This is a genomic window from Microbacterium sp. 69-10, assembly GCF_001897945.1.
Classification (GTDB): Bacteria; Actinomycetota; Actinomycetes; order Actinomycetales; family Microbacteriaceae; genus Microbacterium.
In genome coordinates, this window is the sequence record NZ_MKRT01000028.1 from 46,827 (window position 1) to 60,536 (window position 13,710).

A 13,710-nucleotide genomic window follows, 5' to 3' on the forward strand; every position below is an offset into this window, starting at 1 on the left:
TCGACGGAGCCTTCCGGCCCGCCTCCCTGCTGCCCGCGATGCTGCCCGTCATGCGAGCGGATCCGCTGCGGCGTGGCGCGGAGGAGTGGCTGGTGGCCAACGATCGGTTCCGGCGGGACGTGCTCGCACGCCTCCGGGCAGAGGGACCGCTGACGGCTTCCGAGATCCCCGACACCGCACAGGTGTCGAAGGCCCCTGACGGGTGGAGCGGTTCCAACCAGGTGCCGATCATGCTCGACCTGCTCTCCCGCCGTGGTGAGGTGGGCATCGTCGGCAGGACCGGACGCAACCGCATCTGGGATGTCGCGGAGCGAGCCTTCCCGCAGGATCTGGCGGAGCTCGAGTCGACGGAGGCGACGGCGGAGCTGGAGCGTCGGTGCCTGCAGGCTGAGGGGCTCGCGCGACCGCACTACTGGTGGAGCGGCGTCGGCAAGGACACCGGCGAGGCCGCCGGTGTCGAGGGGAGCACGATGCGGTTCCGGGTGGACCCCGACGCGCTGCGGGCGCTCGACGAGCCGGATCCGGGCGGCCGCGTCGCCTTCCTCAACCCCTACGACCGCCTGCTGTTCGACCCCCGGCGACTCGCCGAGCTGTTCGGCTTCACGTACGTGCTGGAGCAGTTCAAGCCGAAGCCGCAGCGGGTGTACGGCTACTTCGCGCATCCGATCCTGTTCGGCGACCGCTTCATCGGGATGCTGGATGCGGAGCACGATCGCGAGCGGGAGGTGCTGCGCGTGAACGCCGTCCACGAGTTCGACGAGTGGGGTTCGGACGAGCACGAACTCGTGCGCCTCGAGCTGGGCGAGCTGGCGGATTGGCTGGGCGTGCCGGTGGCCGGACTGGACTGACGGCGCGCCCGGCGCGCTTTCTCCCGGCCGGTCACCGCTGCGGCACAGGAGCCCGCCGGTAGAATCGAGGCTGCCCAAGCACGAGGAGAGACATGCGGATCACGGGACTCGGCCACGCCGGGATGTTCATCGAGACTGTCGGCGGAAACATCATCTGCGACCCTGTGCTCGGACCGTCCTTCTTCGGCTCGTGGTTCCCGTTCCCGGACAATCGCGGTCTCGACTGGGAGCGCTACGGTCGTGAGGCCGACTTCCTGTACATCTCGCACCGGCACCGCGACCACTTCGATCCGCGCCTGCTGGAGAAGTACATCCGCAAGGACATCGAGGTGCTGCTGCCCGAGTACGTCACCGACGACCTCGAGAACGACATCCGGGCCCTCGGGTACGAGAACATCTTCTACGCCCCCGCAGGCGAGATCTTCGAGCGGGGCGGCACCAAGATCATGATCACGCCGCTTCGCGCTCCCAGCGACGGGCCGATCGGCGACTCCTCCCTGAGCGTCGACGACGGCACGGCATCCGTCCTGAACCAGAACGACTCGCACCCCCTCGATCTGGAGGCGCTGCTGTCGTTCGGCAAGCCCGAGGCGTACTTCACGCAGGTCTCCGGTGCCATCTGGTGGCCGATGGTCTACGACCTGCCCCAGGACGCCAAGCAGAACTTCGCGCGCCTGAAGCGCGAGGCGCAGAACAAGCGCGCCATGTACTACATCGAGAAGGTCGACGCCCCGCACGTCTTCCCGATGGCGGGTCCGCCGATGTTCCTGCGCGACGACATCTTCCGCTACAACGGCACCGGCCAGGACGACGACTCGATCTTCACGGATCAGAAGGAGTTCCTCGCCCACCTGAAGGAGCAGGCGCCGCAGTACGACGGACAGCTCTTCATCCCCGGCACGGTCGTGGATCTGAACGGCGGCGAGCTGAACGTCTCGCAGAGCCTCTACTCGGAGGCCGAGATCAGCCACATCTTCGACGAGAAGTGGCAGTACCTCGAGGAGCAGCGCGCCTCGCGGCAGCAGGAGCTCCGCGACGAAGAGGCACGACGGGCCGAGATCATCCCGCCCGCCGAGATGCTCGCCGCGATCAAGGAGTGGTGGGAGCCGCTCATCAAGAAGTCCCGCACCATCCGCCTCGGTGTCGGCGGCAACGTGCGGTTCAGGATCGGCGAGCTGGACATGGTCGTCGACTTCCCCAAGGCCAAGGTGCGCGAGTACGCGGGGGAGGAGTGCATCTACTGGTACACGATCCCCGCCGACCTGGTCTCGACGAACATCGTCGATCACGAGATCGACTGGTCGAACTCGATCTTCCTCTCCATGCAGTTCTCGGTGGGCCGCAGCGGCAAGTTCAACGAGTTCCTGACCACGTTCCTCAAGTGCCTGTCGGTGGACCGCATCGAGTACGTGGAGAACTGGTACCAGGAGCAGACCGACCAGACCGAGGACGCCGAGCTCGGCGACTGGGTCGTGCAGCGCCGCTGCCCGCACCTGCGGGCGGATCTGACCCGCACCGGCAAGATCGACGAGGACGGCGTGCTCACCTGCAGCATGCACGACTGGAAGTGGGACCTGAAGACCGGCAAGTGCCTGACCACCACCGGTCACCCGATCCGCGTCTCGCAGTGCCCCCTCACCGACGAGGCGCTGCGCGCCGGCTGAGCAGATCCTTCAGCTCAGCGGGACGCAGATCGAGGGCATCGAGATCGTCGTCCGTGACGGCCTCGATGTCGTACGTGCCGCGCTCGAGGTCATCGAACTCCGGCCCACTGCGCGCGGACTGCTCCATGCTGATCAGCCGCGCCCGGTAGAAGCGCTCGGAGCGGATGCCGTCGATCGCGCGCTCGAACAGGACAGGCCCGATCTCGGCCTCCGCGCCCAGCTCCTCACGAAGCTCGCGGAGCAGGGCATCCTCCGGCGAGGCGTCGGACAGAGCGACGCCGCCACCGGGTGCCGTCCAGTACGGCTCTTGACCGGGGCGGGTCCGCTTGATCAGGACGTGCCGGCCGTCGGCATCCGTCAGCGCGGCGCGCACGCGCAGCAGCGGGATGCTGAGCTCGATCACGTCGGGGAAGCGCAGCGACTCCCAGAACGCGACGGCTTCCTCACCGGGAGCGACCAGTCCCTGAGCGACCACCCATGCGGTCAGCACCATGCCGTGCGTCCCGACGATCACGTGCTCGGCAGGGTGCGCGATCAGGCCCTCGTGGAACCGCTGCGCGTCGGCATCCGGCCTCTCCCAGGTATGGTGACGCCCATCGAGGCGCCCCGCGATCCACGCCCGCCGCGCCTCGCGGAACCCGTCGTGCACACGCTCCTCGCGATCGACCTCGCGGAACCTCGGGTCCCGGACGATCGCCTCCAGGTCGAGGTCCAGCGCGAGCGCCGTCGTCTGGACCGACTTCGTCTCCGGGCTCGAGATGGCCAGCGTGCCGTTGATACTCAGAGCGGATGCCGCGACGACACCTGCGGAGCTGAGTCGCCAGGCGCTCGGCGACTCCAACGGGTCGATCTCGGGCATCGCATGCCGGAGAAGCGTCAGGCGGCGCCGCGCGATCATGAGCTCAGCCTACCCACATGCTGTACCACCCTGACCTACCGCGGTACACTTGAGACATGGCAACGACACTGCCGCGGATCCAGGTGACGCAGACACCGGAGCTCGCCGCGGGGCTCGAACTGGCGGCGAAGGAGTGGCCGGGGGCATCCCGGTCCGAGCTCGTGGCGCGCCTGGCCGAAGCAGGCACGGAGACACTGGCTGCGAAGCGGGCGGCCCGACGAGCGGAGCGGCGCAAGGTGCTCGACGAGACGCGGGGCATGTTCGCCGACGTGTATCCGCCGGACTACCTCGAGGAGCTGCGGAAGGACTGGCCGGAGTGATCGTCCTCGACGCGAACATCCTGATCTCCTACTGGGGCCGTGGTGATGTTCACACTGCCGAGGCGTACGAGATCCTGGACACCGAGGATGAGCTGCTCATCCACCCGGTCACCCTCGCGGAGACGCTCGTTGCTCCGGTGCGCGAAGCACGAGAGGTCGAAGCGCTCAGCGCGTACACGCGTCTCGGCGTGGAGCGCCATGTTCCGGCCGACGACGAACCCGTGCGCGTCGCGCGGCTGCGAGCCGAGACCGGGCTGAAGCTGCCGGACGCTTACGTGCTGGCTGTCGCGATCCAGCACGAGGCGGCGCTCGCGACGTTCGACAGGCGCCTGGCGGATGCCGCGCACGCACGCGGCGTCGGCGTTGTCGGAGCCTGAGACCACCCGGTTGGTATACCAGCACGCACGGCGTCAGATCGTTAGAATCGAACCATCACCCAACCTTTAAGCCCGTCCTGTGAGGCGGAGAAGGGAGAGGCAGATGGCCGCACGGACAGTGCTGCAAGAAGCCGATATCGCGCGTGCGCTGACGCGCATCGCCCATGAGATCCTCGAATCCAACCGCGGCGCCGAAGGAGTGGTCCTTCTCGGCATTCCGACCCGCGGGGTGACGCTCGCCGATCGGCTCGGCCCCATCATCGCCGGCATCGCCGACACCGAGATCCCGGTCGGCTCCATCGACATCACGCTGTACCGGGACGATCTGTCCAAGCACCCGACCCGTGCACCCAAGCGCACCGAGATCCCCGAGGGCGGCATCGACGGCAAGACCGTCGTGCTGGTGGACGACGTCCTCTTCTCCGGGCGCAGCATCCGCGCCGCGCTCGACGCGATCCAGTCCATCGGACGTCCGTCGGTCGTCCGTCTGGCGATCCTCGTGGACCGCGGTCATCGCGAGCTGCCGATCCGCCCCGACTTCGTGGGCAAGAACATCCCGTCCTCGCGCACGGAGCGTGTGAACGTCCGCCTCAAGGAGCTCGACGGCGCCGATGAGGTGACGATCGAATCATGAGGCACCTGCTCGACACCCGCAGTCTCGACCGGGACGAGGCGCTGCGCGTCCTCGACGTGGCCGAGGACATGGCCGAGACCCAGTCCCGGCAGATCAAGAAGCTTCCCACCCTGCTCGGCAAGACGGTCGTGAACCTCTTCTTCGAGGACTCCACGCGCACCCGCATCTCGTTCGAGGCCGCTGCCAAGCGACTCTCCGCGGACGTGATCAACTTCTCCGCCAAGGGATCCAGCGTCTCCAAGGGCGAGAGCCTGAAGGACACCGCGCAGACCCTGGAGGCCATGGGAGCGGACGCCGTGGTGATCCGCCACTCGGCATCCGGCGCCCCCCGCACGCTCGCCACCAGCGGCTGGATCTCCGCCGGCGTCGTGAACGCCGGCGACGGCACGCACGAGCACCCCACGCAGGCTCTTCTGGACGCGTTCACGATCCGCAAGCGCCGGTACGGCGCCGACAGCCGAGGCCGCGACCTGAGCGGGCTCCGCGTCGTCATCGTGGGCGACGTGCTGCACTCGCGGGTCGCGCGCTCCAACGTCTGGCTGCTGTCGACCCTGGGCGCCGAGGTGACGCTGGTCACGCCGCCGACGCTCGTGCCGCAGAACGTCTCGCAGTGGCCGGTGCGCGTGCTCTACGACCTGGATCAGGCGCTGGCAGAGGGTCCGGATGCCGTCATGATGCTCCGCATCCAGGTGGAGCGCATGCACGCGGCGTTCTTCCCGACCGAGCGCGAGTACTCCCGGCTGTGGGGGCTCGACGCACTGCGGGCCGCGACGCTGCCCGAGAGTAGCATCGTGATGCACCCCGGCCCCATGAACCGCGGTCTGGAGATCTCCTCCGAGGCCGCAGACTCCGCACGCTCGACCGTGCTGGAGCAGGTCACCAACGGCGTCTCGGTGCGCATGGCCGTGCTCTACCTGCTGCTGGCGGGGGAGCGCAACGACGAACGAGGAGAAGCGAAGTGAACCGGAACCTCGTCATCACCGGCGCCCAGCTGCTCGGTGGCGGCAGCGCCGACATCGCGATCGAGGACGGCGTCATCGTCGAGATCGGTGCCGGCCCCACCCGCAGCGGTGCACGCGTCGTCGATGCTGCCGGCCTCGTCGCCCTGCCCGGACTGGTCGACCTGCACACGCACCTCCGCGAGCCCGGTTTCGAGGCATCCGAGACCGTGCTGACGGGCACCCAGGCGGCCGCCGCGGGCGGATTCACCGCGGTGTTCGCCATGCCGAACACCCAGCCCGTGGCCGACACGGCCGGCGTGGTCGAGCAGGAACTCGCCCTCGGCGAGGCCGCCGGCTACGCCACGGTGCAGCCGATCGGCGCCGTCACTGTCGGGCAGAAGGGCGAGCGTCTCGCCGAGCTCGGGGCGATGGCCGGATCCCGCGCTCGCGTCCGCGTCTTCAGCGACGACGGCTTCTGCGTCTGGGACCCGCTGATCATGCGTCGTGCGCTCGAATACGTCAAGGCGTTCGACGGCGTCATCGCGCAGCACGCCCAGGATCCGCGCCTGACCGACGGCGCCCAGATGAACGAGGGCATCGTCTCCGCAGAGCTGGGCCTGGCCGGCTGGCCGGCGGTCGCCGAGGAATCGATCATCGCCCGTGACGTGCTGCTCGCCGAGCACGTCGGCTCGCGGCTGCACGTCTGCCACCTGTCCACGGCGGGCTCGGTCGACATCATCCGGTGGGCCAAGAAGCGCGGCATCCGGGTCACCGCCGAGGTCACGCCGCACCACCTGCTGCTGACCGACGAGCTGGTCCGCGACTACCACGCGCGATACAAGGCCAACCCGCCGCTGCGCACCGCCGAGGACGTCACAGCCGTCCGCGAGGGCCTGGCGGACGGCACGATCGACATCGTCGCCACCGACCACGCCCCCCACCCGGCCGAGAACAAGGCCTGCGAGTGGCAGGTCGCCGCCAACGGCATGGTCGGGCTGGAGAGCGCGCTCCGCGTCGTGCACCAGTCGATGGTCGCCACCGGGATGCTGGACTGGGCCGACGTCGCTCGCGTCATGAGCTCGGCGCCAGCGGGCATCGGACAGCTCCAGGGCTTCGGCTCGCTGGAGGTCGGCGCGCCGGCGCACGTCACCCTCTACGACCCGAGCGTCCCCGGTGTGTTCACCGAGGCCGACCTGCACGGACGCAGTCACAACTCGCCGTACCTGGGCCGCGATCTTCCCGGGCGCGTGCAGTGGACGATCCACGGCGGCGTCGTGACGGTGGACGACGGGCAGCTCGTGCAGGAGCTGGTATGACCCGTGAAGGCGCAGTGCTGATCACGATCGCCGTCGCGCTCGTGATCCTCGCCGCGATGTTCCTCGCCTGGCGACGACGCATCAGCCGGGACTCCGCGCTGACCGCGCCCCTCGGAGTCCCGGAGCACGCTGACGTGATCGATCGCCACGAAGTCCTGTACGTCGCGACGACCGTCCACGATCAGCCCCTGGAGCGCATCGCGATGAAGGCGCTGACGTACCGCGCCCGTGGCGAGCTCGTGCTCACCGACAGGGGAGTGGCGCTCAGCCTGGACGGATCTCCCACCGTCTTCATCGCATCCGAACGGCTGCTCGCAGCCGACCTCGCGACGGTCGCCATCGACCGCGTCGTCGAGCCGAACGGCCTGATCCGCCTCGTCTGGCGGGTCGCCGAGGGCACCATCGTAGATTCCTTCCTGCGTCCCGCATCCGTCGGGCCGCAGCAGATCCTCCCGCAGCTGCAGCGCCTGAGCGCGGGCTCCGAGAACGGAGAGCAGTCTTGACCATTCCCACCACCGGGGCGCCGTCCCCGCGGACGTCCGCCGTGCTCGTCCTCGAGGACGGCACCCGCTTCACCGGCCGCGCCTACGGCGCCGTCGGCACCACCCTCGGCGAGGTCGTCTTCGCCACCGGCATGACCGGGTACCAGGAGACCCTCACCGACCCGTCGTACGCCGGCCAGATCGTGCTTCAGACCGCGCCGCACATCGGCAACACCGGCATGAACCGCGAGGACGACGAGTCCGCTCGCATCTGGGTCGCCGGCTACATCGTGCGCGACCCCGCGCGCCGTGTGTCCAACTGGCGCGCCGAGGAGTCGCTCGACGACGTGCTGGTGCGCGACGGCATCGTCGGCATCAGCGGCATCGACACGCGCGCGCTCACCCGCCGCATCCGAGACACCGGGTCCATGCGCGGCGGGATCTTCTCTGGCCCCGACGCCGAACTGGATGCCGAGGAGCAGCTGCGCCGCGTCACCGACGCCCCGCAGATGGCCGGCCAGAACCTCTCCGCAGAGGTTTCGGTCAGCGAGCCCACCGTGATCCCCGCCGCGGGCGAGCGCATCGGCAACCTCGCGGTGCTCGACCTGGGTGTCAAGCAGTCCACGCTCGACAACCTCGCCCGCCTCGGATTCGACGTGCACGTCCTGCCGCAGTCGGCGAGCTTCGCCGACATCCAGGCCGTCGACCCGGTCGGAGTGTTCTACTCGAACGGCCCAGGAGACCCCTCGGCATCCGACACCCAGGTCGCCGTGCTGCGGCAGGTTCTCGACGCGAAGCTGCCGTACTTCGGCATCTGCTTCGGCAACCAGCTGTTCGGGCGCGCCCTGGGGCTCGGCACCTACAAGCTCACCTTCGGCCACCGCGGCATCAACCAGCCGGTGCTCGACCGGGCGACCGGCCGGGTCGAGATCACCGCGCACAACCACGGATTCGCCGTCGAGGCGCCCCTGGACGGCACCTTCGCCAGCCCCAACGGGTACGGCACCCTCGAGGTCAGCCACGTCGGCCTGAACGACCGGGTGGTCGAGGGACTGCGCGCCCACGACATCCCCGCCTTCTCCGTGCAGTACCACCCCGAGGCGGCCGCTGGCCCCCACGACGCCCACTACCTCTTCGCCAGGTTCCGCGACCTGGTCCTCGCAGACATCGCCGGAAAGGACGCTGAGTAATGCCGAAGCGCGACGACATCACATCCGTTCTGGTCATCGGCTCCGGCCCGATCGTGATCGGCCAGGCCTGCGAGTTCGACTACTCCGGCACCCAGGCGTGCAGGGTGCTGCGCGAGGAGGGAGTGCGCGTCATCCTGGTGAACTCCAACCCGGCCACCATCATGACCGACCCCGACTTCGCCGACGCCACCTACATCGAGCCGATCACCCCCGAGGTGATCGAGACGATCATCGCGAAGGAGAAGCCGGACGCGATCCTGCCGACCCTCGGCGGGCAGACCGCGCTGAACGCCGCCATGGCGCTGCACGAGCGCGGCATCCTGGAGAAGTACGACGTCGAGCTGATCGGCGCGAAGGTCGACGCCATCCGCAAGGGCGAGGACCGCCAGATCTTCAAGGAACTCGTGATCGAGGCCGGCGCGGACGTCGCCAAGTCGGTCATCTGCCACACGATGGACGAACTGCTCGCCGGCGCGGCCGAGCTCGGCTACCCGCTGGTGGTCCGTCCCTCCTTCACCATGGGCGGCCTGGGCTCCGGCTTCGCGTTCGACGAGGCAGACCTGCGCCGCATCGGCGGCGCCGGCCTGCATGACTCGCCCACCACCGAGGTGCTGCTGGAGGAGTCGATCCTCGGCTGGAAGGAGTACGAGCTCGAGCTCATGCGCGACACGGCCGACAACACGGTCGTGGTCTGCTCCATCGAGAACGTCGACCCGGTCGGCGTGCACACCGGCGACTCGATCACGGTCGCGCCGGCGCTGACGCTCACCGACCGCGAGTACCAGAAGATGCGCGACATCTCGATCGACATCATCCGCGCCGTGGGCGTGGACACCGGCGGCTGCAACATCCAGTTCGCGGTCGACCCGACCAACGGGCGCATCATCGTCATCGAGATGAACCCGCGCGTCTCGCGCTCGTCGGCCCTGGCGTCGAAGGCCACCGGCTTCCCGATCGCCAAGCTCGCCGCCAAGCTCGCGCTCGGCTACCGACTCGACGAGATCCCGAACGACATCACCGGCGTGACGCCCGCCAGCTTCGAGCCCACGCTCGACTACGTGGTCGTCAAGGTGCCGCGCTTCGCGTTCGAGAAGTTCCCCGCCGCGGACGCCACCCTCACCACCACCATGAAGTCGGTGGGCGAGGCCATGGCCATCGGTCGCAACTACACGACCGCGCTGCAGAAGGCGCTGCGCTCTCTCGAGCAGCGCGGCTCGTCGTTCCACTGGGGCCCCGAGGAGCGCTCGGTCGAGGAGCTGCTGGAGATCGCCAAGACCCCCACCGACGGCCGGATCGTCGTGCTGCAGCAGGCGCTGCGCAAGGGCGCCACGATCGAGCAGGCGTTCGACTCCACGGCGATGGACCCCTGGTTCCTCGACCAGATCGTGCTGATCAACGAGGTCGCCGAGACCGTCGCACAGGCGGCGGAGCTGGACGCCGCCACCCTGCGGCACGCCAAGGAGCACGGCTTCTCGGATGCCCAGATCGCGCAGCTGCGCGGCATCAGCGAGTCCGAGGTGCGCGGCATCCGCCACGCCCTGGGCCTGCGCCCGGTCTACAAGACCGTGGACACCTGCGCGGGCGAGTTCCCCGCGCTCACGCCGTACCACTACTCGAGCTACGACTTCGAGACCGAGGTGGCGCCGTCCGAGCGCACCAAGGTGGTCATCATCGGCTCCGGACCGAACCGCATCGGGCAGGGCGTCGAGTTCGACTACTCCTGCGTGCACGCGTCGTTCGCCCTGTCGGATGCCGGATACGAGACCGTCATGGTCAACTGCAACCCCGAGACCGTGTCCACCGACTACGACACCTCGGACCGGCTGTACTTCGAGCCGCTCACGCTCGAGGATGTGCTCGAGGTGCTCGACGCCGAGGCGCAGAGCGGGACGATCCTGGGCGTGGTGTGCCAGCTCGGCGGCCAGACGCCGCTGGGACTGGCCAAGGGCATCGAGGCTGCGGGCTACACGGTGCTGGGCACCAGCCCCGCCGCGATCGACCTCGCCGAGGAGCGGGAGCTGTTCTCCCGGCTGCTGGACGATGCGGGCCTGGTCGCACCGCGGAACGGCACGGCGATCGACGTCGACGGCGCGGTGCGCATCGCCGAGGAGATCGGCTACCCGGTGCTGGTGCGCCCGAGCTTCGTGCTCGGCGGCCGCGGTATGGAGATCGTCTACGACACGGCATCACTGCGCGACTACTTCGTCCGCACCGCGGGCAACGTCGTCATCGAGGAGGGCAAGCCGCTGCTGGTGGATCGCTTCCTCGACGACGCGATCGAGCTGGACGTCGACGCGCTGTACGACGGCACCGACCTGTACATCGGCGGGATCATGGAGCACCTCGAGGAGGCCGGTATCCACTCCGGCGACTCGAGCTGCACGCTGCCGCCGATCTCGCTCGGCCGCACGCAGATCGAGCGGGTGCGGGCGGCGACGCTCGCGATCGCCGAGGGCGTGGGCGTCCGCGGTCTGCTGAACGTGCAGTTCGCGATCAGCGCCGGCGTGCTCTATGTCATCGAGGCGAACCCGCGCGCCAGCCGCACGGTGCCGTTCGTCTCCAAGGCGCTGGGCGTGCCGATGGCGAAGGCCGCCAGCCGCGTGATGGCGGGGGCGAGCATCGCCGAACTCATCGCGGAGGGCATGCTTCCCGCGCAGGACGGTTCGAGCGTGCCGCTGGGCGCCCCGATCGCCGTGAAGGAGGCGGTGCTGCCGTTCAAGCGCTTCCGCACGCACGACGGCAAGGTCGTCGACTCGGTGCTCGGCCCGGAGATGCGCTCCACCGGCGAGGTGATGGGCATCGCGGCCGACTTCCCGACCGCGTTCGCCAAGAGCCAGGCCGCCGCGTACGGCGGGATGCCCACCTCGGGCACCGTGTTCATCTCGGTGGCCGACTCGGACAAGCGCGACGTCATCCTGCCCGCCCATCGTCTCGCACAGCTGGGCTTCTCGCTGGTGGCCACCGAGGGCACTGCCGAGATCCTGTCCCGCAACGGCATCCAGGTCGCCCTCGCGGCCAAGTACAGCGAGACGCAGGGGAACGGTGAGCGCAACATCGTCGACCTGATCAACGACGGCGAGATCGACATCATCGTCAACACGCCCAGCGGAGGCGCGGCCCGCGCCGACGGCTACGAGATCCGCGCGGCCGCGGTCGCGGCGGACAAGGCGCTGTTCACCACGATGGCGGTGCTCGGCGCGGCCGTCAGCGGCATGGACGCGGCGAACGAGGGCTTCTCGGTGCGCAGCCTGCAGGAGTACGAGCTGGATCGGCAGGCCGCCGAGTGAGCACTCCCTTCGGAACGCGCCTGCGTGCGGCTCTCGACGCGTACGGTCCGCTGTGCGTGGGCATCGACCCGCACGCGGCGCTCCTGGAGCAGTGGGGGCTGACGCAGGATGCGGACGGTCTGCGCGCGTTCGGTCTGGCGGTGGTCGAGGCCGCCGCCGGCCGGGCGGGCGTCGTCAAGCCGCAGGTGGCGTTCTTCGAGCGCTTCGGCTCGAAGGGCTTCGCCGCCCTCGAAGAGGTGATCGCCGCCGCACGCGCGGCCGGCCTGATCGTGCTGTCCGACGCCAAGCGCGGCGACATCGGCTCGACGATGGCCGGCTACGCGTCGGCGTGGCTCGAGCCGGGCTCGCCTCTGGAATCGGATGCCGTGACCATCAGCCCGTATCTGGGCCCGGACTCCCTGCGCGAGACCATCACGACGGCCGTGCGGGCGGACAAGGGCGTGTTCGTCCTGGCGGCGACAAGCAACCCCGAAGCCGCCTCGCTGCAGACCGCGCGCACCGCGGACGTCGCCTCCGAGGAGGACCAGACGGTCGCCAGGAGAGTGGCGAGGGACGTGTCCTGGGCCAACGGATCGCCGGCGTTCGAGGGCGGTCTCGGGCCGGTCGGTCTCGTGATCGGCGCCACCGTCGATCGTGACGAGGTGGGCCTCGGCGACGAGGTCCTCGGCGGCACGCCGATCCTCGCCCCCGGGTTCGGAGCGCAGGGCGCCACGCCGGAGGATCTGATCACCCGTTTCGGGGCGACGGCGGGACAGGTGCTCGCGAGCGAGAGCCGCAGCATCCTCGGCACCGGCCCCGCAGGCATCGCGGCCGTCATCAGTGAGCGCGCCGCGCGATATCAGGAGGTTCTCCGTGGCTGAAGGTCGAGTCGTCCCCGAGGTGGATCGTGCCGCCGCATCGCGCCGTGCACTGCAGCGTCGGCGTGCGCGGGCCGCGCTGAAGCGGGACCTCACGACCCGGGTGACCGCGCCGCAGGACGTCCTGCGGCGCGCGGTTGAGGATGCCGAGTCGGATGCCGCGACCCTGCGCATCACCGACTTCCTGATGGCGCTGCCCGCCATCGGGGCCGGCAAGCGCGACCGGATCCTCGAGGAGCTGCACATCTCGCCGGTGAAGCGCCTGGGCGGTCTCGGCGTTCGCCAGCTCGCCGCGCTGTCGGAGTGGCTGGACCGGCGCTTCCCACCGCACACCGCTCGTCCGGGTCGCAGCAGGCTGCTCGTGCTGGCGGGCCCGACGGCCGTGGGCAAGGGCACGGTCGCCGCGCAGATCCGCGAGCAGTACCCCGAGATCCACCTCTCCGTGTCGGCCACAACGCGGGCGCCGCGCCCGGGGGAGGTCGACGGCGTGCACTACTTCTTCGTCGACGACGCGGAGTTCGACCGCATGATCGCCGACGGTCGACTCCTCGAGCACGCCACGGTGCACAACAAGTACCGGTACGGCACGCCCCGCGGGCCCGTGGATGAGGCTCTCGCGGCCGGGAGGACCGTGCTGCTGGAGATCGACCTGCAGGGCGCCAGGCAGGTGCGGGCGGCGGAGCCGTCGGCGTCGCTGGTGTTCCTGCTGCCGCCGTCCTGGGACGAGCTGGTGAACCGGCTGGTCGGCCGGGGGACCGAGGACGCCGAGGAGCGCGCCCGCCGGCTGCGCACCGCGCGCACCGAGCTGGCGGCGCGGAACGAGTTCGATTACCTCGTCGTGAACGCCGACGTCGCCACCGCGGCGCGAGAGGTCGTAGAATTGTCCACGGGCTCTT

12 protein-coding genes and 1 pseudogene are annotated in these 13,710 nt (G+C 69.6%); 12 read left to right on the plus strand and 1 reads right to left on the minus strand.

What is annotated here, in order from left to right; genetic code table 11:
* Both BGN97_RS14670 and BGN97_RS14675 read left to right on the plus strand, forming a co-directional pair.
* A partial coding sequence (locus BGN97_RS14670) for a crosslink repair DNA glycosylase YcaQ family protein (protein ID WP_292703043.1) occupies positions 1–848 on the plus strand: 848 nt, incomplete at its 5' end.
* Between the two features lie 92 nt (positions 849–940).
* Entirely contained in the window at positions 941–2,512 is a 1,572-nt protein-coding gene (locus BGN97_RS14675) for a Rieske 2Fe-2S domain-containing protein (RefSeq protein WP_292703046.1), read from the plus strand.
* Here BGN97_RS14675 and BGN97_RS14680 read toward each other — a convergent pair.
* Entirely contained in the window at positions 2,484–3,410 is a 927-nt protein-coding gene (locus BGN97_RS14680) for an NUDIX domain-containing protein (protein WP_292703050.1), read from the minus strand. The genes BGN97_RS14675 and BGN97_RS14680 overlap by 29 nt on opposite strands.
* 56 nt (positions 3,411–3,466) lie before the next feature.
* Between BGN97_RS14680 and BGN97_RS14685 the strand changes: the two genes are divergently transcribed.
* The 10 genes and pseudogenes from BGN97_RS14685 to gmk all read left to right on the plus strand — a co-directional run.
* Positions 3,467–3,730, plus strand: coding sequence for a hypothetical protein (locus BGN97_RS14685; RefSeq protein ID WP_292703052.1), 264 nt, complete (start codon positions 3,467–3,469; stop codon positions 3,728–3,730).
* A complete protein-coding gene (locus BGN97_RS14690) occupies positions 3,727–4,107 on the plus strand; it encodes a PIN domain-containing protein (protein WP_292703053.1) in 381 nt (126 codons plus the stop codon). Before BGN97_RS14685 ends, BGN97_RS14690 begins: the two co-directional genes overlap by 4 nt.
* Before the next feature lie 103 nt (positions 4,108–4,210).
* Positions 4,211–4,741: a bifunctional pyr operon transcriptional regulator/uracil phosphoribosyltransferase PyrR gene (pyrR, locus tag BGN97_RS14695; RefSeq protein ID WP_292703055.1), complete on the plus strand. Its 531-nt coding sequence runs from the start codon at positions 4,211–4,213 to the stop codon at positions 4,739–4,741.
* A complete protein-coding gene (locus BGN97_RS14700; protein ID WP_292703057.1) occupies positions 4,738–5,703 on the plus strand; it encodes an aspartate carbamoyltransferase catalytic subunit in 966 nt (321 codons plus the stop codon). The genes pyrR and BGN97_RS14700 overlap by 4 nt, the downstream gene beginning before the upstream one ends.
* Complete coding sequence (locus BGN97_RS14705) at positions 5,700–6,998, plus strand: dihydroorotase (RefSeq protein ID WP_292703059.1); 1,299 nt, start codon at positions 5,700–5,702, stop codon at positions 6,996–6,998. Before BGN97_RS14700 ends, BGN97_RS14705 begins: the two co-directional genes overlap by 4 nt.
* Positions 6,995–7,501, plus strand: coding sequence for a hypothetical protein (locus BGN97_RS14710; RefSeq protein ID WP_292703061.1), 507 nt, complete (start codon positions 6,995–6,997; stop codon positions 7,499–7,501). Before BGN97_RS14705 ends, BGN97_RS14710 begins: the two co-directional genes overlap by 4 nt.
* Entirely contained in the window at positions 7,498–8,670 is a 1,173-nt protein-coding gene (gene carA / locus BGN97_RS14715; RefSeq protein WP_292703063.1) for a glutamine-hydrolyzing carbamoyl-phosphate synthase small subunit, read from the plus strand. The genes BGN97_RS14710 and carA overlap by 4 nt, the downstream gene beginning before the upstream one ends.
* Positions 8,670–11,957 (plus strand): carbamoyl-phosphate synthase large subunit, encoded by a 3,288-nt coding sequence (gene carB / locus BGN97_RS14720; protein WP_292703067.1) that lies wholly within the window; start codon positions 8,670–8,672, stop codon positions 11,955–11,957. The genes carA and carB overlap by 1 nt, the downstream gene beginning before the upstream one ends.
* Positions 11,954–12,817, plus strand: a complete 864-nt coding sequence (gene pyrF, locus BGN97_RS14725) for an orotidine-5'-phosphate decarboxylase (RefSeq protein WP_292703070.1) — start codon at positions 11,954–11,956, stop codon at positions 12,815–12,817. The genes carB and pyrF overlap by 4 nt, the downstream gene beginning before the upstream one ends.
* Positions 12,810–13,700 (plus strand): annotated as a pseudogene (gmk, locus tag BGN97_RS14730) (guanylate kinase); the annotation flags it as partial. The gene pyrF and the pseudogene gmk, both read left to right, overlap by 8 nt.
* Positions 13,701–13,710: the final 10 nt, after the last annotated feature.

Excerpts from the sequence above, each read along its gene's own strand:
- BGN97_RS14675 (WP_292703046.1), top strand. The coding sequence starts at position 941 with ATGCGGATCACGGGACTCGGCCACGCCGGGATGTTCATCGAGACTGTC.
- BGN97_RS14680 (WP_292703050.1), bottom strand. The coding sequence starts at position 3,410 with ATGATCGCGCGGCGCCGCCTGACGCTTCTCCGGCATGCGATGCCCGAG.
- BGN97_RS14685 (WP_292703052.1), top strand. The coding sequence starts at position 3,467 with ATGGCAACGACACTGCCGCGGATCCAGGTGACGCAGACACCGGAGCTC.
- pyrR (WP_292703055.1), top strand. The coding sequence starts at position 4,211 with ATGGCCGCACGGACAGTGCTGCAAGAAGCCGATATCGCGCGTGCGCTG.
- BGN97_RS14700 (WP_292703057.1), top strand. The coding sequence starts at position 4,738 with ATGAGGCACCTGCTCGACACCCGCAGTCTCGACCGGGACGAGGCGCTG.
- BGN97_RS14710 (WP_292703061.1), top strand. The coding sequence starts at position 6,995 with ATGACCCGTGAAGGCGCAGTGCTGATCACGATCGCCGTCGCGCTCGTG.
- carB (WP_292703067.1), top strand. The coding sequence starts at position 8,670 with ATGCCGAAGCGCGACGACATCACATCCGTTCTGGTCATCGGCTCCGGC.